The sequence below is a fragment of the Nocardioides cavernae genome (assembly GCF_013410035.1).
Classification (GTDB): Bacteria; Actinomycetota; Actinomycetes; order Propionibacteriales; family Nocardioidaceae; genus Nocardioides; species Nocardioides cavernae_A.
The window spans coordinates 571,880-591,259 of sequence record NZ_JACCBW010000001.1; the positions used below are offsets into that span (position 1 = coordinate 571,880).

17 protein-coding genes are annotated in these 19,380 nt (G+C 71.9%); 7 read left to right on the forward strand and 10 right to left on the reverse strand.

The genetic code is table 11. From position 1 onward, the window contains the following. Positions 1-7: 7 nt before the first annotated feature. Positions 8-4,717 (reverse strand): 3-keto-alpha-glucoside-1,2-lyase-like domain-containing protein, encoded by a 4,710-nt coding sequence (locus F4692_RS02810; protein WP_179618103.1) that lies wholly within the window; start codon positions 4,715-4,717, stop codon positions 8-10. 183 nt (positions 4,718-4,900) lie between these two features. Here F4692_RS02810 and F4692_RS02815 point away from each other — a divergent pair, with 183 nt between their 5' ends. Further along, on the forward strand, positions 4,901-7,120 hold the full coding sequence (locus F4692_RS02815; protein WP_179618104.1) for an MMPL family transporter: 2,220 nt from the start codon (positions 4,901-4,903) through the stop codon (positions 7,118-7,120). Here the strand turns inward: F4692_RS02815 and F4692_RS02820 are convergent. Continuing rightward, positions 7,063-7,296 (reverse strand): hypothetical protein, encoded by a 234-nt coding sequence (locus tag F4692_RS02820; protein WP_179618105.1) that lies wholly within the window; start codon positions 7,294-7,296, stop codon positions 7,063-7,065. The two genes, F4692_RS02815 and F4692_RS02820, sit on opposite strands and share 58 nt — an antisense overlap. Positions 7,297-7,319: 23 nt before the next feature. After that, entirely contained in the window at positions 7,320-8,174 is an 855-nt protein-coding gene (gene mca, locus F4692_RS02825) for a mycothiol conjugate amidase Mca (protein WP_257029606.1), read from the reverse strand. Between the two features lie 119 nt (positions 8,175-8,293). Here mca and F4692_RS02830 point away from each other — a divergent pair, with 119 nt between their 5' ends. Together F4692_RS02830 and greA are read left to right on the forward strand one after the other, a co-directional pair. Continuing rightward, positions 8,294-8,710 carry a DUF4307 domain-containing protein gene (locus tag F4692_RS02830; protein WP_179618107.1) on the forward strand — a complete coding sequence of 139 codons (417 nt, stop codon included), beginning with the start codon at positions 8,294-8,296 and terminating at the stop codon, positions 8,708-8,710. 210 nt (positions 8,711-8,920) lie between these two features. Continuing rightward, positions 8,921-9,412 carry a transcription elongation factor GreA gene (greA, locus tag F4692_RS02835; RefSeq protein WP_179618108.1) on the forward strand — a complete coding sequence of 164 codons (492 nt, stop codon included), beginning with the start codon at positions 8,921-8,923 and terminating at the stop codon, positions 9,410-9,412. 191 nt (positions 9,413-9,603) lie between these two features. Here greA and ilvA read toward each other — a convergent pair whose 3' ends face one another. The 6 genes from ilvA to F4692_RS02860 all read right to left on the reverse strand — a co-directional run bounded on the left by ilvA (position 9,604) and on the right by F4692_RS02860 (position 15,798). Further along, on the reverse strand, positions 9,604-10,818 hold the full coding sequence (gene ilvA / locus F4692_RS02840) for a threonine ammonia-lyase (protein ID WP_179618109.1): 1,215 nt from the start codon (positions 10,816-10,818) through the stop codon (positions 9,604-9,606). Next, entirely contained in the window at positions 10,815-12,185 is a 1,371-nt protein-coding gene (locus tag F4692_RS02845; protein ID WP_308645133.1) for an AI-2E family transporter, read from the reverse strand. The genes ilvA and F4692_RS02845 overlap by 4 nt, the downstream gene beginning before the upstream one ends. A gap of 14 nt (positions 12,186-12,199) precedes the next feature. Continuing rightward, positions 12,200-13,609: a glutamate mutase L gene (locus tag F4692_RS02850; protein WP_218858356.1), complete on the reverse strand. Its 1,410-nt coding sequence runs from the start codon at positions 13,607-13,609 to the stop codon at positions 12,200-12,202. After that, positions 13,606-13,929 (reverse strand): YidH family protein, encoded by a 324-nt coding sequence (locus F4692_RS21705; protein ID WP_308645134.1) that lies wholly within the window; start codon positions 13,927-13,929, stop codon positions 13,606-13,608. The genes F4692_RS02850 and F4692_RS21705 overlap by 4 nt, the downstream gene beginning before the upstream one ends. 13 nt (positions 13,930-13,942) lie before the next feature. Continuing rightward, positions 13,943-15,103, reverse strand: coding sequence for a cystathionine gamma-synthase (locus F4692_RS02855; RefSeq protein WP_179618112.1), 1,161 nt, complete (start codon positions 15,101-15,103; stop codon positions 13,943-13,945). Positions 15,104-15,195: 92 nt separating this feature from the next. Continuing rightward, a complete protein-coding gene (locus F4692_RS02860) occupies positions 15,196-15,798 on the reverse strand; it encodes a hypothetical protein (RefSeq protein ID WP_179618113.1) in 603 nt (200 codons plus the stop codon). 220 nt (positions 15,799-16,018) lie between these two features. Here F4692_RS02860 and msrA point away from each other — a divergent pair, with 220 nt between their 5' ends. From msrA to F4692_RS02875, 3 genes are all read left to right on the forward strand, one after another. Beyond that, entirely contained in the window at positions 16,019-16,666 is a 648-nt protein-coding gene (msrA, locus tag F4692_RS02865; protein ID WP_179618114.1) for a peptide-methionine (S)-S-oxide reductase MsrA, read from the forward strand. Positions 16,667-16,685: 19 nt separating this feature from the next. Beyond that, complete coding sequence (locus tag F4692_RS21710) at positions 16,686-17,507, forward strand: MOSC domain-containing protein (protein ID WP_179618115.1); 822 nt, start codon at positions 16,686-16,688, stop codon at positions 17,505-17,507. 98 nt (positions 17,508-17,605) lie between these two features. Then, the gene (locus F4692_RS02875) at positions 17,606-17,947 is read left to right on the forward strand and encodes a YciI family protein (protein ID WP_179618116.1); all 342 of its coding nucleotides are present in this window, start codon (positions 17,606-17,608) and stop codon (positions 17,945-17,947) included. 7 nt (positions 17,948-17,954) lie between these two features. On the opposite strand, the gene F4692_RS02880 is transcribed toward F4692_RS02875, so the two are convergent. Further along, positions 17,955-18,503, reverse strand: a complete 549-nt coding sequence (locus tag F4692_RS02880; protein WP_179618117.1) for a hypothetical protein — start codon at positions 18,501-18,503, stop codon at positions 17,955-17,957. A 147-nt stretch (positions 18,504-18,650) separates the two neighbouring features. On the opposite strand from F4692_RS02880, the gene F4692_RS02885 reads away from it, so the two are divergent. Then, positions 18,651-19,379: a CDP-alcohol phosphatidyltransferase family protein gene (locus F4692_RS02885; RefSeq protein WP_308645135.1), complete on the forward strand. Its 729-nt coding sequence runs from the start codon at positions 18,651-18,653 to the stop codon at positions 19,377-19,379. Position 19,380 lies beyond the last annotated feature (1 nt).

A 19,380-nucleotide genomic window follows, 5' to 3' on the forward strand; every position in this document is an offset into this window, starting at 1 on the left:
GGTGGGGTCAGCGGGTCAGCCGCACTCTCACCCGCTGGGTGCTGCCGTCCTCGAAGCGGACGACGAGCACGGCCTTGACGGTCGCCTTCTTGCCCAGCAGCGCACGAGCGCGCTTGGTGAGCGAGACCTTGACCTTGCCCTTGTCACCGGCGTCGAGGTCGAACGCCGCCGCGCCGAGCTTCTTGCCTCCGCGGGTGCGCAGCACCACCCGGCCCTCGCAGTCGTCGGCGCACGTCAGGGTGACGGTGGCCTTACGACGGTTGGGCGTCGCGTCGACCTTGCCCCCGCCCGTGACCTGGACCGCGGGCGTGTCGGCCGGCGGGTTCGTCGGCGGCGTGGTCGGGGTCGTCGGGGTCGTCGGGGTCGTCGGCGGGTTCGTGGGCGCCGGGGTCACGACCTTCATGCTGGCCCTGCCCTCGCCCGGGTCGTGGGCCACGTCGCCGGCGTACGTCGCCACCAGCTCCACGGTCCGCGCCGCCGGGAACGGCCCGACCTCGACGGTCGCCTTCCCGTCCTCCAGCTCCACCGCCGGCAGGTCGGTCCCATCGACAGACAGCACCACCTCGCCGGTCGGCGTCTCCTGGGCGTCCGACGACACCGCCACCTGGACCTGCGCCTTCTTGCCGGTCTCCACCTCCGCAGGAGCGGTGACGGTCACCTCCGACGGCACGTCCTCCGGGTCGGCGAGCTCCTTGACCTGCACGTCGCGGTAGTAGACGTTCTCGCCACCGCCGTGGTTCTGCAGACCGATGTAGGACGGCCAGTCGAGACGGCCCTCAGCCGTGCTGGTGAAGTCGTTGACCAGGACGTCGTTGAGATAGATCCGGATCCGCTTGCCCTCCACCTTGATCTCGTAGTGGTTCCACTGACCCACGCCCTTGAGGGCGGCGTCGCGGGCTGCGAGGTCGGCCGACTGGAAGTTGTAGATCGCTCCCGTGGTGCTGTCGGGGTCGTCGGTGGCGTCGATCTGGATCTCGTAGCCGTGGTCGACCGCGACCCAGGGGTCGTTGCCCGGGTCGGGGAACCCGACGAACACGCCGCCGTTGTCGTCCTTGACCAGCTTCCAGTCCAGCTGCAGCGAGTAGTCGCCCTCGAGCGGCTCGGAGTGCCAGAGCAGGCCCAGGCCGCCGTTGGTCTTCAGCGTGCAGTCAGCCTCGCGGGTGAACAGGCCGGGGCCGGCCATGTTCCAGTCCGCCATGCTGGCCGTGGTGCCGTCGAACAGCGAGCGGTAGCCGGGGTCGGCCGGGGTGGCCTCACAGGTGTCCGGCTCCACGACGACGTCGTCGCTGACCCGGAACCAGTCGAACGCGCCGACCTGGCTGCCGGTGCCGTTGTAGGCGGCGACACCGATCTGCGGGGCGGTCAGCCCCGTGGCGGGGTAGCCCGCGCCCATCGACTGCCAGGTCGTGCCCTGGTCGACCGACCAGCGACCCTGGACGGCGGTGCCGGTCGAGACCATCTGCAGCTGCAGCTCGTCCGGTGCGGCGCCGTCGGGCAGGTCGGCGTTGGTGTAGACCATGTCGCCGTTGATGCGGCGACCCAGCTCGAGCACCCAGTCGCCGTCGGGCTTCTCCATCGCGACGAGCTTGGCGTAGTTGTCCGCGTTGGTCCACGCGACCAGACCGCCCTGCAGGTAGTCGTCGGTGCCCGTCATCGTGAGCTGCGTGGTGGCTGCCCACGGGCCCTCTGCCGGTGCCGGCTGGAGGACGACGTTCTTGGCGTCGACCGCACCACCCGACAGGTCGCCGGACTGGGCATTGATCTTCAGCTGGCCGCCGGAGACCGCCAGGCCGCCGGGGGTCTGGTTGCGGATCGTGGTCCAGCGGCAGGCGTCGAGCGCGTCGCCGTCGAACTCGTCGTCGGGCGTGACGGTCGCGTCCGGGTCGCACACCGCGCCGGCGAGGCCGACGTCGAGGTAGTCGAGGTTGATCCGACCGTCCGTCGGGCCGCCTGCGGCGGGCACCGTGTAGGACACGGTGTTGCTGCCCTCGGCGAGCTCGATGGTCTCCGTCGAGGTCCCCCAGGTCTTCCAGTCGCCGGTGTTGGCGAACGTGATGGCCTCGGCCGGACCGCCGTTGACCGAGACGTCCATGGTCTTCACGAGGCCGGGCGCCGGGTGCGGACCGTTGGCGTAGCCCATGGTCAGGGCGTGCTCGCCGGCCTCGTCGGCGTCGACCGTGAAGGTCACCTTCGCGCCGGAGTTCTCGAGCCCACCGACGTATCCGGTGCCGCTGTAGCCGGCGTGCTCGGTCTGGACGTTGGCGCCATTTGCTCGGTCCGCCAGCTCGGCCTCGTAGCGCGTGGTCGTCGGCTCGACGACCTGCACGTAGTCGAGGTTGACGTGGCCGTAGTCGGCGGCACGCTTCTCGATCAGCACGCTGCTCGGTCCGGCCGGCAGGTCGACCGACACCGTGTGGGTGCCCCAGGTCTTCCAGCTCCCGGTCGACGGCAGGCCGACCTCGGTGCGCTCACCGTTGATGACCATGCTGAGCGTCTTGGTCACCGGGTTGGGGTCGGGGTTGGGGCCGTTGGCGTAGCCGAACGTCAGGTCGTACGTGCCGGCCTCGTCGACCACGACCTGCACCTCGGTGCCGGCGCCGGTGTCGCCCATGCCGGCCACGAAGCCGTTGCCGCTGTAGCCGGCGTGCTCGGTGTCGATGCGCGCGGAGCCGAAGAGCTCACCGTCCTCGAGCTCGTAGAGCCCGAACGGTGCGGGCTCGGGCTCCGGCTCGACGTAGCCCGGGTAGCTGTTGAGGGTGTACCAGGCCTCGGTGCTCCACAGCGTCTCGCCCGACGCCGACGCGAAGGGGCGCGGCGAGCGGAGGTAGACCACGCGGTCGGGCTTCATCCCGGCGACCTGGATGTTGACCGTCCTGCCGTCGGCGCTCGCGGTGGCGCTGGTGACCTCGAGGGTCTCCTCGTCGAGCTTCGGCCCGCCGTACTGCGCCGTCGGGCGGTAGCGCCACTGCTTCATGGTGTAGGCGTCGGAGAGCCCGGCCAGCGTCTCCGCGGAGAGCGGCTGGGTGTACTCGATCTCGAAGCCGCCCTCGACGACGTCCATCGACAGCATGTCGAACGGGGTGTCGCCGCTGAGGTCGAGCTTCTGCAGGCCGAAGCGCTTCTTGCCGGTCTGGCCCCAGTTGCCGCCGGCACCGAGGCCGCCGATGATGAGCTGGCCGTCGTCGGCCTTGAGCACCCGGCTCACCCCGGCCTCGAGGCCCTGCGTCATCCGGAAGAGCGCGCCCTGGTAGCGGCCGTCGACCTTCTCGAGGTCGGCCCGCTGCAGGCCGCCGTAGGTGACGTCGCCGATGAACATCTGGCCGTCGTAGGGGCCCTCCTCGACCACGACGGGCGTGCTCGGGGAGTTGGCGATCTCGTTCTGCGGCATCCAGAGCACCGGCTTGGTCACCGGCTCCTCGTCGAAGCGGCCCTTGCTGCCGTCGGGCTCGGTGGTGAAGTGGTTGTAGAACTCGCCGGGCCGGATCTCGATGAGCTTGTTGGCCGGGAGCCAGCCGCCCTGGTTGTCGGTCACGAAGATCTCGCCCTCGGGACCCCAGCCCATGCCGTGCGGGGTGCGCAGGCCGCCGGCGACGAAGTCGATCTCGCCGGTCGCCTTGTCGATCGTGATGTGGGTGCCGCGGTCGTAGGAGCCCTGCGGCACCGTCGTGGCGCCACCCCGGTTGATCGAGACCGACAGGTTGACGTGGAACTTGTTCGTCGCCTCGTCGAAGAGCATGCCGAAGCCGAACTCGTGGAAGTTGGTGTCGAAGGGGTACGCGGCGATGGTCTCCTTCGACTGGAAGACGCCCTGTGCGTCCTCGCCGGTCAGGCGGACCAGGCCGGTCTTCTCCGAGACGTAGATGTCGCCGTCGACGACCTTGATGCCCTGCGGCTCCTTGAGCCCGCTGGCGATCAGCGTGCGGGTGACCTCGGCCGGTGACGTGGCGTCCTTGACCCCGCCGAGCCGGTGCAGCTCACCGAGCTCGGTGTCGCCCGCGTCGTTGTTGTTGCCACCCCAGGTGAGGACGAGCAGGTCGTCGCCGTCCCACTCCAAGCCGCTGACCTGCGGCTCGAAGCCACCGGGCCGCAGGTCGGTGAGCTCGTAGGCGGGGTTGACCCCGTCGAGCTGCAGGCCGTCGCCCGCCGAGTCGTTCTGGCCCTCGCAGTACTTGAAGCCGGGGTCGACCACGCGGGTCACGTTGGCCTCCGTGCTCAGTACGGAGGTCGGGACCACGGAGAACGCACTGTCCCCGGACTTGCGCCACGACAGCGTCAGGCGCTCGCCGCCCCCGGCCTCGAAGTAGTTGACCCGCAGCGGGTGGACGCCCGCCGTCAGGGTGATCGACCCGTCCTTGGCGACGTCGCCGTGCAGTCCGTCGTGGTCGATGACCTGCTGGTCGTCGATCAGCAGCTCGGACCCGTCGTCGCTGACGAGGCGGAACTCGTAGGTGCCGGCCGTCTCGATCGACAGGTTGGCGATGGCCTCGACGACGAAGTTGTCCTCGAGCCCGCCGAAGTCGTCAGGGGCGTCCCAGTCGATGACCTGCTTGAGCTGGTCGACATTGGGGGTCTGACCCGACTTGAGCGTGCACAGCTGCTCGATCGGCTGGCCGAGCTGGTAGGCGCGCATGGTGACGCCCGGCTCGTCGCCGGGCGGCACGGCCGACGAGGAGGAGGCGGGCACGACCGCGGCCAGGCTGGCGGCGACGGCGACCACCAGCGGGGCGGCGCCCCACCTGGGGCGCGGACGGGGGCGGACAGAGCGAGACAACGACACCGGGCAAGGCCTCTCGGAGCGGTCCGGTGGTGCGGGCACCGGCGGGGGATGTGATCGGGCTCACCCTAGGTCCAATCCGGCGCGTTGTGAACAACTTTTGCGCGCTCTTCGTCAGAAGGGGTGATGCTGGTTACAGTCACGCTCGTGCTCGACGACCTCGGACGACTGCTCCACCGCGGACGACGCTGGGTGCTCGGCGCGTGGGCCGTGCTCGTCGTGCTGGGCGCCACGCTCGGCGGCTCGGTGTACGACGTCGCCGACGCGCCCGACCCGCTGCGGGCCGACGCGGAGTCCGCCGTGCTGCAGGAGCGGCTCGACGAGGCCGACCCCGAGGGCGAGCTCGTCGTCGCCGTGATGACCGGTGCGGACATCTACAGCACGGCCATGATCGACCAGGCGTCGAAGGTGATGCACGAGGTGCGCGAGCTGCCCGACGTCGTCGAGGTCAGCGACCCGTGGACGACCGGTGCGCAGCAGCTCGTCTCCCCCGACCGGACCGGCACGACTGTCGTCGTCGAGGTGGACCCCACCGTCGACGACGCGCGCGCCAGGAAGGCGGTCGAGCGGGTCGAGGAGGCCCTGCGGAGCGTCGCGATGCCCGAGGTGCTGATCGGCGGTCCGCTGCTGGCCGAGGAGGCCTTCGCCGACCAGGCGATCCTCGACGCCGCCCGCGGCGAGGGCGTGGCGGTCCTGGTGCTCGTGGTGGTCCTCGCGCTCGCCCTCGGCGGGTTCGTGGTCGGTGTCCTCCCCGTGGCCACCGCCCTCGGCTCGGTCTGCGTCGCGCTGCTCGCCCTTGCCGGGATCGCACGGGTGACCTCGGTCAGCGAGTACGCCGTCAACGTCGTGACGCTGCTCGGCCTCGGCCTCGCGGTCGACTACGCCCTGCTCGTCCTGGGCCGGTTCCGCGAGGAGCGCGCGGCCGCGCGCGGGCGTACGGGCACCGCCGACCTGCTCGGCCGCACCCTGGCCACCTCGGGACGCACCGTCCTGGTCTCCGGACTGACCGTCGGGACCGCGCTCGCGGGTCTCCTCGTGCTCGGCGACCCCGTCCTCACGCCGATGGCCGTCGGCGGCCTGGTCGCCGTCCTCGCGGCCACGCTCGCCGGCCTCACCCTGGCCCCGGCGCTGGTCGCGGTCGCCCACGCCCGGATCCCGGAGCCGGCACCGGGGCGTCTCCTCGGTGGCACGCCGAGCGCGCACACCCTGCTCCCCCGCCTCGCCCGGGTCGCCCAGCGGCGGCCGTGGCCGGTGCTGGTGGGCTGCACGGCCCTGCTGCTCCTGCTCGCCGCCCCGCTGCTGTCCCTCGACCTCCGCAACTCCGACGTGCGCACGCTGCCCGGCGACAGCGAGCCCCGGCTCGCCCAGGAGGCCATCGAGCGCGAGTTCCCGGAGCAGGTCGCGACGCAGATCACCGTGCTGGTGCCCGCGGCGTACGACTCGCAGGAGACCGCGGACGCGCTGAGCCTGCTGCCGGGCGTCCCCGGGGTGGCCGACTACATGCTGCTCGACCCCGTGCCGGGCGACCTCAGCCAGATCCTCGTGGAGCCGGAGCCCGACGACGCCGGTGACTACGACGGACCGCAGACCCAGGACCTCGTCCGCCGGCTGCGCGCGGACCTCGGGCCCGACGTCCTCGTCGGCGGGCCCACCGCCGAGCTCGTCGACACCCGCAGCGCGCTCGCCGACCGCACCCTGCCGGCGATCCTCGTCGTGGCGCTGCTCACCACCCTGCTCCTCGGACGCCTGACCCGCTCGGTCGTCGTGCCCCTCAAGGCCGTCGCCATGAACCTGCTCTCCCTCGCCGCCACCCTCGGCGTCGTGGTCGCGGTCTTCCAGTGGGGCTGGGGGTCGTCGGCGCTGCGCTTCGAGCCGTGGGGCGCCCTCGACGTCACGACGCCCCTGCTCCTGTTCATGTTCGCGTTCGGCCTGTCGATGGACTACCACGTCTTCCTGGTCGCGCGGATCCGCGAGGCGTGGGACGACGCGCTCGCCGCCTCGACGCGCTCGCGGCGCAAGCGGGGGCGTACGCCCGACCTGCACGCGCTCAGCGACCAGGCCGTGCTCACCGGCATCACCGCGTCGGGTCCGGTCGTCACGCTCGCCGCCGTGGCGATCGGGATCGTGTTCCTCGGCTTCGCCGCGGGCGAGCTGATCGCGATCAAGGAGATCGGCGTCGGCATGACCGTGGCGGTCCTCCTGGACGTCACGATCGTGCGCGGCCTGCTGCTACCGGCCGCGATGACCCTGCTGGGTCAATGGAACTGGTGGCTGCCCGGCCGCGGGGGTCAGGACCGGGTCTCGGAGCCCGAGTCCTCGTCGGTGCTGACCGGCTCGTCGCCGTAGAGGCCGGCGTCCTTCGCGGCCTGCGCCTTGCGGAGCTGCTTGACCAGGCTGAAGGCGAGCACGACGACGGCCAGGATCATGAAGATCCACAGGGCGAAGCCCAGTGGTCCCGCCTTGACCTCGGTGTCCTGGGGGGTGGGGTCCTCGGCGAGGAGGACGATCAGCAGGTCGAACATGGCTCGATCATCCCACCTCCCGCTCAGGGCGCGGGCGTCGGGATGCCCGCGAAGAGGTCGTCCTCGGGCCGCTCGGACTCCACGGTGGACTCCACGAGCTCGTAGTCCTCGGTGGGCCACGTCCTCTGCTGGATCTCGCGCGGGATCGCGAACCACATGCCGTCGGGGTCGATCTGGGTCGCGTGCGCCAGCAGCGCCTGGTCGCGGACGCCGAAGTAGTCCCCGCACGGGACCCTGGTGGTGATCCGGTCGTCCCAGTCGGGCTCGCGCTCCCACTTCTCGAGGCGCTCGGTGTAGGGCGACTCGAGGCCGTGGGCGAGCATCGCCTCGTGCAGGGCGTTGGTCTTCGCCCAGCTCCAGCCGTGGTGGTAGTAGAGCTTCATCGGCTGCCACGGCTCCCCCGCGTCGGGGTACATCGTCGGGTCGCCGGCAGCGGCGTACGCGGCGACGGTGACCTCGTGGCAGCGGATGTGGTCGGGGTGCGGGTAGCCCCCGCGCTCGTCGTACGTCGTCACGACGTGCGGGCGGAACTCGCGGATCAACCGGACCAGGCGCTCGGCCGACTCCTCGAGCGGCACCAGGGCGAAGCAGCCCTCCGGGAGCGGCGGCTTGGGGTCGCCCTCGGGCCAGCCGGAGTCGACGAAGCCGAGCCAGTCCTGACGGATGCCGAGGATGTCGCGGGCGCGGTGCATCTCCTCACGGCGGATCTCGGTGATGTTCTCCCAGACCTCGGGGCGGTCCATCTTGGGGTTGAGCACCGACCCGCGCTCGCCGCCGGTGCAGGTGACGACGTGGACGTCCACGCCCTCGGCGACGTACTTCGCCGTCGACGCCGCGCCCTTGCTCGACTCGTCGTCGGGGTGGGCGTGGACGTGCATGAGCCGGTAGCCGGCACGGGGCTTGTCTCCGGGCGTGTCCCCGGAGGTCTCTCCGGGCCGGTCGACGGGGGGCTGGGGCATGGTCCGCAGTCTAGGAGCCCCCTCTTAGAGTGCTGTGCGTGACCACCGACCCCTCGTCAGGCTCCGCGCAGAGCCTCGCCGACCGCTACGGCGCGCCCGCCCCCTGGCGGCGGCCGATGACGATCGCCCTGGTCGCCGTCCTCGCCGTGGTCGGGCTCACCTGGCTGGCGTGGACTGCGTGGTTCCACGGCACGCCCGAGGCGCGCTCGGAGGTGGTCTCCTTCGAGGTCACCGGCGACCACGAGGTCACCGCACGGGTCGACGTACGCCTCAGCGACGACGGCGTCGACGCCCGCTGCCGGGTCCGGGCGCTGGCCGAGGACAAGAACACGGTCGGCGAGGTGGTCTTCACCCCCGTCGACGGCGCCAACGACGTCGTCATCCGCACCGAGCGCCGCGCGACGTCCGTCGAGAAGCTGGGCTGCACCGCGCCCGGCCAGCCCCGCCCGCGCTGAGGGCGTACCCACCCCGCGGTGGGTCATCGACCTGCACTTTCCGCACCGGCTTGCTAGCCTGTCGGTCTGCCCGTCCGGCAGCGCTGGCCCACGTCTGCTGCCGCGCTGAGACCGATCGGACGGAAGACAAGCACCACCGACCAGATGCGGTTGCGCTGAGGCACACCCCCAGCACATCGCGCATCCCGCACGTGAAGCAGGAGTAGTGACATGACCGACCAGGGCACCCTCTGGCTGACCCAGGAGGCCTACGACAAACTGCGGGCCGAGCTCGACGACCTCAAGGGCCCCAAGCGCCAGGAGATCATCGAGAAGATCGCGGCCGCGCGCGACGAGGGCGACCTCAAGGAGAACAGCGGCTACCACGCGGCCAAGGACGACCAGGGCAAGCAGGAGGCCCGGATCCGCCAGCTCGAGGACATGCTCCGGCGTGCCGAGGTCGGCGAGACGCCGCCCGACGACGGCGTCGTGGAGCCCGGCATGGTCGTGACCGTCGACTTCGGTGACGGCGACGAGGAGAAGTTCCTCCTCGGTGCCCGCGAGAACCTCAGCGACGGCGACACCCTCGACGTCTACTCCCCGGAGTCCGCGATGGGCGCCGCGATCAACGGCAAGTCCAAGGGCGACACGGTCACCTACACCGCGCCCAACGGCAAGGAGCTGAGCGTCACGGTCGTCGACGCGGAGCCGTATAAGGCCTGAGCGTCCTCACCCGCCGACGGGCGGTGCGTCACCCACGTTCCGAGCACTCGGATCGTGGCTGGGGCACCGCCCGTCGGCGTGTCCGGGCGTGTCGCGGGCTGAGCGGTGCGTGAGCCACGTTCCGAGCAGCCAGAACGTGGCTCACTCACCGCTGCTCGGTCATCGGACGGACCCCGGCCGCAGCCGGAGGCTCAGCCCCGGTCGCTCACCCGGTAGCCGCGCTCGCGCAGGCGCGCCATCAGGTGCTCGGCGTGCGCCTCGCCGCGGGTCTCCAGCTGGATGCGGACCTCGACCTCGTTGAGGGTGAGCGACGGCGAGATCCGCTCGTGCGCGACCTCGAGGACGTTGGCCCCCTCCTCGCCGACCTCGGTGAGGAGGGAGGCGAGCCCGCCCGGGGTGTCGGGGATGTTGACGCGGAGGTAGAGGTAGCGACCGGCGGCGGCCAGGCCGTGGCGGATCACCTTGCTGAGCAGCAGGGGGTCGATGTTGCCGCCGGACAGGACCGCGACGGCCGGCGTGTCGAAGCCGGTCGGGTGGTCGAGCATCGCGGCGACTGCGGCGGCGCCGGCCGGCTCGACGACCTGCTTGGCACGCTCGACGAGCGCCAGCAGCGCGCGAGAGAGCGACTCCTCGGAGACCGTGACGATCTCGTCCACGTGGTCGCGGACGGCGGCGAAGGTGATGTCACCCGGCCGGCCCACCGCGATGCCGTCGGCCATCGTGCTCATCGACTCCAGGGGCACCGGGGCACCGGCGGCGAGCGACCCCGGGTAGGCCGCGGCGCCCTCGGCCTGCACGCCCACGACGCGTACGTCGGGACGCAGCGCCTTGACCGCGATCGCCACCCCGGCCAGCAGTCCCCCGCCGCCCGTCGGCACCAGCACGGTGCGTACGTCCGGGGCCTGCTCGAGGACCTCGAGGCCGAGCGTCCCCTGGCCGGCGACGATGTCGACGTGGTCGAAGGGATGGATCAGCACCGCGCCGGTCCGCTCGGCGAACGCCCGCGCCTCGACGAGGGAGTCCTCGAGGTAGCGACCGTGGAACACCACGTCCGCGCCGTAGCCGCGGGTCGCCTTCTCCTTGGGGATCGGTGCCCCCTCCGGCATGAAGACCGTCGACCTGATGCCGAGGGTCGAGGCGGCCAGCGCGACGCCCTGGGCGTGGTTGCCGGCGGAGGCCGCGACCACACCGTGCGCGCGCTCGTCCTCGGAGAGCCGTGAGATCCGGACGTAGGCGCCGCGGGCCTTGAAGGACCCGGTGCGCTGGAGGTTCTCGCACTTGAGCAGGACCGGCCCGCCCACGAGGGCGGACAGCCAGCGCGACTCCTCCATGGGCGTGGTCACGACCACGTCGCCCAGCGCCTCGCGGGCGGCCACGACGTCGGCCAGCGTCACCGCGTCGCTCACGAGCGCTCCTTCGCCTCGTCGTCGGGCGCGTCCGGCCCGGCGAGCGGGCTGTCGTCCTCGGGGATCTCGTCGGCCTCGTTGGGTGGAGGCGCGATGTCCTCCTCGAGGGCCTCGTCGTGCTCCTCCTCGCCGATCTCGGTGTAGGACGCGAGGTGCTGGGCGACCGCGTTGGCGGCGGCGGCCAGGGGCACCGCCACGAGCGCGCCGGCGACGCCGGCGACGAGCACGCCGCAGCCGATGGCCACGATCACGCCGAGGGGGTGCAGCGAGACGAAGCGCCCCATCAGGAACGGCTGCAGGATGTGGCCCTCGATCTGCTGCACGAGGATCACGCCCGCGAACATCAGCAGCGCGGTCACGGGGCCCTGGTCGACGAGGGCGACGAGGATCGCCACGGAGCCCGCGACGGTGGCGCCGATCATCGGCACGAACGCACCGAGGAAGACAAGCACGCCGATCGCGACGATGAAGGGCACGTCGAGGAACCACGCCACGACCATGATGCCGATGGCGTCGGCCAGCGCGACCAGGACCGTCGCGCGGACGAACTGGGTGAGCGAGCGCCAGGCCACGCGGCCGGAGGCGTCGACGCGCTCACGCGCGGCGCGGGGTGCGATCCGGACCAGCCACGACCAGATCCGCTCGCCGTCGGAGAGGAAGAAGTAGGTCGAGAACAGGACGATGAAGAAGCCCGCGACGACATGGCCGACCGCGGTGCCGACCTCGGTGACCCGGGTGACGACTCCCCCGGTCTGGGTGCTGTCGGTGACGGCACCCTGGATCTCCGTGATGTAGCCGTCGAGCTGCGAGTCGGAGATGTCCAGCGGCCCGGTGCGCACCCACTCCCGGATCTGCTGGAGGCCCTCGACCACGGAGTCCGCGAGATCGCTCGCGCCCTGGGCGACCTGCTGGCCGACGAAGGTGAGCAGCAGGGCGACGGTGCCGATGCCGAGGACCATGACGATGCCCGTCGACGGGCCGCGCGGCAGCCCGGTGCGGCGCAGGGCGTTGACCATCGGGGTGCACAGCGCGGCGATCAGCAGCGCGATGGCGAGCGGGAAGGTGATCACCGAGAAGTAGCCGAGCAGCCACAGGATCCCGTAGCCGGTCACGGCGATCACGATGAGCCGCCACCCCCACGCGGCGGCGAGGTCGAGGCCCCACGGCACCTGGGCCCGGCTGAAGTTGGACGGCCCGGTCGTGAAGGCCGGTTGCTCGGCGCGGCGCTCCGCGCGCAGCTGGGCCCACTGGGCCACGAACCGCTCGGTCAGGCGGTCGTCCTCGCTGCGGGCCAGGGCCTGGAAGAGGCGCCGCCGGCCCGTCTCGTCGTCGGACTCGTCGGGCGGGGTCGCGCGCTGCTCGCTCACGTCGGTCACGCTACTCACCGTCTCCGGTCGGCGAGGTGCCGCACCAGCCGGTGCGCCGTGACGGGGTGCTCCTCGGCCAGCAGGCCCGCCGCCGCCAGGACGTAGTCGCGGTCCACGACCACGGCCGGGTCGCGTGGGAGCTGCCACCCACCCTCGAACGCGTCGCCGGTGGACGGAGCCAGCACCCGGCGTACGGCGTCGGGGCCGTTGTGGCGCAGCACGCCGCCGGACCCGACGAGCAGGTCCACCTCCCGCAGGTCCTTGCCGCTGCGCTCGACGACCCGGCCCTCCGGGCTGACCACGACCTTGCTGCGCCCGGCGTGCCGCTCGAGCGCGATCCGCACCGCCGCGGCCGCGATCTCCAGGTCGGCCTCGCGCTCCGCGGCCGGGTCCGGCGCGTCGTCGGGCAGGAGGTCGGGCCGAGCACGGCGGCGCGCGGCGGCGTCGGCCAGGTCGGCACGACCGGCGGCCTCGACGGTCGAGACCGCCGACCAGCGCATGCCGAGGTCGCCCTCGACGGTCCGGGTGACGGGCGTCGTGGCGACGACCTCGCGGGCCAGGCCGCTGTCCTCGGGATCGAGCTCGACGACGCTGTGCACGTCGGTGGTGGCGCCGCCGACGTCGACGACGACGACGTCGCCCGCGCCCGGGTGCTCGTCGTCCGCCCCGCGGGCCAGCAGCTCGACCCCGGTGAGCACGACGTCGGGCGTGGCCCCCCGCACCATGTCGGTGAAGCTGCGCCCGCGCGAGTCCGTACGGCTGCTGAGGTGCTTGCCGCCGATGACGTGGCTGAGGAAGATCTCGCGGATGGCGCGCCGGGCGCTGTCGGGAGCCAGGACGCCGATGCGCGGCACGACGTTGTCGGCGAGCACGTGCGGGGTACCCGACGCCGCCAGCAACCCGGCGACGACGGGTTGCGACTCGACGTTGCCGGCGACCACGACCGGGCCCGGCCACGGGACCGCGGCGAGGAAGGCCGCGTCCCCCTCGAGCACCTCGGCGTTGCCGCCGTCGGTGCCGCCGACGAGGAGGACCACGTCGGGCTCCGCGGCGCGGAGGGCGGCGAGTCGATCCGCGTCGAGCCCCCCGGACAGCACGAGCACGACCTTGCCCCCGCTGGAGAGCGCGACGCGCCGTCCGGCCTCCGCGGTGACCAGCTCCTCGTTGCCGACGACCGCGATCCGCAGGCCGCCGCCGGCGCTGGAGCAGGCCAGCACGTCGGCATCGCCGGCGCGGGGGTCCTGCTCCACGAGTGCGGCCACGCACGCGTCGTACCCGTCGAGGACGTCGCCATGCCCCGCCGCGTCCGGGAGGGTGGTCGGGTGGCTGGCGGTGGCGAGGAGGTCCCCGGTCGCGAGGTCGACGAGCGCGGCCTTGGTGAACGTCGAGCCGAAGTCGACGCACACCGCCCGCGGGGCGCTCACACCACCACCGAGATGCCGGCCGCGATGATCACGACCAGCACCGCCGCGGCCATCAGGTGCACCGTGGTGCCGGCGGGCAGGTCGCGGCCCTCGCGGATCGCCCGCTCGGCCTGGCGGTAGCGCAGCCATCCCCCGCCCGCCGCGATCAGCGCGGAGGCGACGAGGAGCAGGCCGAGGAGCTTCTGCGGCCAGGACGGCTCGAGCAGGTGGAACACGGCCAGCGCCGCGGCGACCAGGCCGACGGCGGTGCGCTCGTAGGCCAGGAAGGTGCGCTCGTTGGCGAGCGAGAAGCGGATGTCGGTGTGCTGCGGCGCGACCACGGGTCGGAACGCCTCAGCCCAGGGCCCGGTCGAGGTCGGCGACGAGGTCGTCGACGCTCTCGATGCCGACGCTGAGCCGGATCAGATCGGCCGGGACCTCGAGGTCGGTGCCGGCGACGCTGGCGTGCGTCATCCGGCCCGGGTGCTCGATGAGGGACTCGATGCCGCCCAGCGACTCGGCGAGGGTGAAGACCTCCGCGCGGTCGCAGACCTCGAGGGCCTGCTGCTCCCCGCCGGCGACGCGGAAGGAGATCATGCCGCCGAAGCGCTTCATCTGGCGGGCGGCGACCTCGTGCCCGGGGTGCGCGGCGAGACCGGGGTAGATGACCTCGGTGACGCGCGGGTCGCCGTCGAGGAACTCGACCACGCGCTCGGCGTTGTCGCAGTGGCGGTCCATCCGGACGCCGAGCGTCTTGAGGCCGCGGTGGGTGAGGAAGGCGTCGAACGGCCCGGCCACCGCGCCCATGGCGTTCTGGTGGAAGCCGATGCTGTCCGCGAGCCCGAGGTCACGCACCACGACCGCTCCCCCGACGACGTCGCTGTGCCCGCCGACGTACTTCGTCGTCGAGTGCACCACGACGTCCGCACCGAGGGTGAGGGGCTGCTGGAGGTAGGGCGAGGCGAAGGTGTTGTCGACGACGAGCAGCGCGCCGGCGTCGTGCGCGACGGTGGCGAGCGCCTCGATGTCACCGATCGTCAGCATCGGGTTGGTGGGCGTCTCGACCCACACGAGCCTGGTGCGCCCGGGCTGGACGGCTGCGGCGACCGCGTCGACGTCGGCGACCGGCGCCGGGCTGTGGTCGGTGCCCCACACCTTCGCGACCTTGTCGAAGAGGCGGAACGTCCCGCCGTAGGCGTCGTCGGGGATGACGACGTGGTCGCCCGGACGGGTCAGCGCCCGGATGATCGCGTCCTCGGCGGCGAGTCCGGAGGCGAACGCGAAGCCCCGCTCGCCGTCCTCGACCGCGGCCAGCGCGCCCTCCAGGGCCGTACGCGTGGGGTTGCCGGAGCGGCTGTACTCGTAGCCGCCGCGGAGCCCGCCGACACCGTCCTGCTTGTAGGTGCTGCTGGCGTAGATGGGCGGGTTGACCGCCCCCGTCATCGCGTCGGGCTCGTAGCCGGCGTGGATCGCACGCGTCTCGAACCCGGCCTTGTTGGCGCGTTCCTGGGTCACCCCGCGAGCGTAGACCCCGTGCCGCTCGGCCCGGACAGCGGAACGGCCGCCGCGTATGGGGCGCGGCGGCCGTCCGTGGAGGCCGAGCCTGCTCAGCTCGGCGCGAAGATCGCGGTCAGTGCGCTGTCACCGACGGCGACCGTGCCGGCGAACTCGTCGCACACGAGGTTCACGGTGACGAGGTTGCCCTTGGTCGCGGCGAAGGCACGGGTCCCCGAGATGACCTCGCTCTCCGAGGAGGCGGCGTCGGGCATGTTGGAGTACTGCAGGAACGCGAAGTCCAAGGTGGTCCCCGTCGTCAGCGAGCACCGCGCGATCGCAGATCCGGCCGCCTGCGCCTGGATGTAGGCGCTGGACGACACGACGACCGTGCCGTTGGCCGGCGCGACGAGACTCACGGACCGCACCACCGCGGCTGTCTCGAGGGGGAGGTCCTGGTCGCCGCTCGCGAAGGCAGCCACGGAGTTGGCGAACGGCGCGAGCTTCGCGTCGACCTCGGCCTTCGAGTAGGTCTCCGCCTTGGTGTAGGCGGAACCGGCGGTCGCGTACGAGCCCTTCGGCTGGTAGGCCGCGTCGCTCTGTTCCTTGGTGTAGAAGGTCTTGACGGCCAGCGGCTTGAGGCTCTTCTTCCAGACCTTCTTCCAGCGGGTGGCCGCGGCCTGGCTCACCTCGGCACCGGCGGGGGTGACAGCCATCAGGCCGCCCCCCACGAGGACCCCGAGAAGTACGGCCACGACGAGCTTTCGGGCCGATCGACGTGCAGACATGGTGCTCTTCCTTTCCCCTGACGGCCCCGAGGTGGGCTCGCGTGGGTGACCCTGCTACTCCTCGACCACGCGCACATCGGTGGGAGTACGGCGTCTAGACCGCGTAGTCCTACGTAGGCGCCCTTGCGCGGCGCGCGACAATGGAGGCATGTTCGGTTTCGGCAAGCCCTCCACCATCCCCACCCCCGACCAGGCCCTCCCCGGGCGCGACCGCGCGATGTGGAGCCTCGGCGAGCACGTCGTCCTCAAGACCCCCGTCGTCACCGACGAGGTCCCCGCCGGCCACGAGGTCGCGATCCTGGGCCTGGGCTGCTTCTGGGGCGCGGAGGAGATCTACTGGCAGGTCCCCGGCGTGTGGTCGACGTCAGTCGGGTACGCCGGAGGCAGCACGCCGAACCCCACCTACGAGGAGGTCTGCAGCGGGCAGACCGGCCACACCGAGGCCGTGCGCGTGGTCTTCGACCCGTCCGTGGTGTCCTACGCCGACCTGGTCAAGAAGTTCTTCGAGATCCACGACCCGACCCAGGGGATGCGCCAGGGCAACGACGTGGGCACCCAGTACCGCTCCGCGATCTACTGGACCACGCCCGAGCAGGAGCAGACGGCGCGCGAGCTGACCAAGGTCTACGGCGACGAGCTCGCCCGCCGCGGCCTCGGCGAGATCACCACCGAGGTCCGCCCGGCCTCGGAGACGCCGTACTTCTACGCCGAGGACGCGCACCAGCAGTACCTCGCCAAGAACCCGTTCGGCTACAGGTGCCACGCCAACACCGGAGTCGCGTTCCCCGAGAGCTGACCCCGTGCGGGTGACCGGGGTGTCCGTCTACCCCGTCAAGAGCACGGCGGCCCGGCCGGTGGACAGTGCGCGGGTGCTGCTCGGCGGCCTGGAGGGCGACCGCACCTGGATGGTGGTCGACGGCGAGGGCACCATGGTCACCGCGCGCAGGACCCATGCGCTGTTCCGGATCACCGCGGACACGGCCGCCACCGATCCCTCGCTGAAGCGCGGGCTCAGGCTCCGCGCGGCAACGATGCCGGACCTGCTGCTCGACGAGCCGAGCGGCGACCGGGTCGGCACCCGGGTGTTCGGCCAGCTGGTCGACGGCGTCCTCGCCGGCACGGAGGCCGACGCGTGGGTCCGCACGGTGCTGGGTCGCGACGACGTCCGGCTGGTCCGGTGCGAGGAGCCCATGCGGCGTTCTCTGGACCCTGCGTTCTCGGCGCCGGGCGACCACACCGCGTTCGCCGACGGCTACCCGGTCACGATCGCCTCGCTCGCCTCGCTGCGCCGGCTGAACGACTGGATCGCCGAGGGCGCGGCCGAGCGCGGTGAGGACCCGCCGGAGCCCCTCTCGATGGACCGCTTCCGGCCCAACCTCGTCGTGGACGGCGACGAACCCTTCGCCGAGGACGGCTGGAGCACGGTGCTCATCGGTGAGGTCCGGCTCCGCGCTGCGAAGCTGAACGCCAGGTGCGTGATGACGACGCTCGATCCCGGCACGCTCGAGACGGGCAAGGAGCCGCTGCGGACCCTGGCCAGGCACCGGCTGGTCGACCGGAAGGTCCTGTTCGCCGTCAACCTGATCCCGGACACGACCGGTCGAGTCGGCATCGGCGATCTTGTCGAGGTCCGCTGAGCCTGCGCGCGACCCCGGTGGCGCCTGTCGATCCCGGCCCCGCTCGTCCGTCACAGTGGTGACGGGCTGCACCGGGCGGCCCGCAGCGGAGGAGTGACATGACCAGGTACGCCATCTACTTCATGCAGCAGTGGGTCGGGGACCACCCCGAGGAGTGGTACGCCACACGTGTCGAGCCGTCGAGGGCCGTGGTCCGCGAGATGGAGGAGGCGGGCGTGCTGGTCTTCGCCGGCGGCCTCGTCGAGGACATGGCGGAGGCGTTCAGCGCCGACGGCACGAGCGGCGAGATGGTGGTGACCGACGGGCCCTACACCGAGGTGACGGAGTACCTCGGCGGCATCACCATCATCGAGGTCGAGACGATCCAGGAGGCCCGCGAGTGGGCCGCGAAGGTCGCCGAGGGCTGCGGGTGGCCGCAAGAGGTGCGCGTCATCAAGTAGCCCGGGCTCAGGAGGCGGCGACCCAGTCGGTGAAGCTGCGCGGGGCGCCGAGCCAGTCGGCCCTGGTGTCCTTGCCGTTGGGCTTGGTGCCCGCGACGCGCACGGCGACCCGGACCTCGTCCGGGTCGCCGAGGGCCTTGCGGGAGATCCGCATCCGCACCTGCTCGCGGTCGTAGTCGACGGTCATCCGGTAGGACCCCTCGACGGGCTCGCCCACGTCCGAGCGGGCGAAGCCGTCGGTGCTGACCAGGGTGTAGTCGGTCCCGACGAAGAAGCCGCCGAGCAGGACGAACTCGGGTCCGTCGTCGGTCGGGTCGGTGTCGAGGTAGACCGCCCCGGACGAGCCGGAACGGAACGACTCGACCAGGTCGGTGTGCGTGGTGGTCACCACGACGTTGCGGGCCCTGTGCTCGACCTGCACCGACCGCAGGTCCACCCCGTGGCGGAGGTCCTTCGGGTCGGAGACGCCGATGCTGTCGGCGTTCGCGGGCGCGAGCTGGGCCAGGACGAGAGCCGCGATCGACAGGGTCGCGGCGCTCAGGATGGTCGTACGCATGGGTGCAGTCCGTTTCTCGTGGTCGGCCCCGGAAGTGGGGTGCACCAGGGAGACGCGTCCGCGTGGTGGGAGGTTGCATCCGACCCCGGACTGCCTCATCTGACATGATCCGGGCGCCGACTGTTCCGTAGCGATCGAGGGAGTCCCGTGCTCGGACGAGCGCTCCACCCGCCGACCCTGGCGTCCTGGCTCGTGCACGCCTACACGGCGTCCGGGCTGGTCCTGGCCTTCCTCATGGTCGTCGCCGTGATGGAGGGCGACACCGTCCGTGGCCTGTGGCTGTTCCTCCTCGCGATGCTGGTCGACGGGACGGACGGGATGCTCGCGCGCTGGGTCCAGGTCAAGCGGCACGTCCCGTGGTTCGACGGGGCGCTGCTCGACAACATCGTGGACTACATCACCTACGCGTTCCTGCCCATGGTGCTGCTGTGGAGCGCGGGCTACCTCGGCGAGGGCACCTCGGCGACCGTGCTCGCGGTGGTCCCGCTCATCGCCTCGGCCTACCAGTTCTGCCGGGTCGACGCGAAGACCGAGGACCACCTGTTCCTCGGCTTCCCGAGCTACTGGAACATCACGGCCTTCTACGTCGTGGTGCTCGACCTGCAGCCCGTGGCGGTCACCGGCGTGCTCCTGGTGTGCGCCGTGCTGGTCTTCGTCCCGATCGGCTACGTCTACCCCTCGCGCACCACCACGCTCCGGACGACCACGCTCGTCCTGACGTGCCTGTGGCTGCTCAGCTACGCCGTGCTGCTGACGCAGCTTCCCGACCCCGGGACGGTGTGGCTGGTCCTCTCGGTGCTCTACGTCGCCTACTACGTCGTGCTGAGCCTCTACCTCACGGCCCGACGCGCCCGGACCGCCCCCGCCCTCGCCTGAC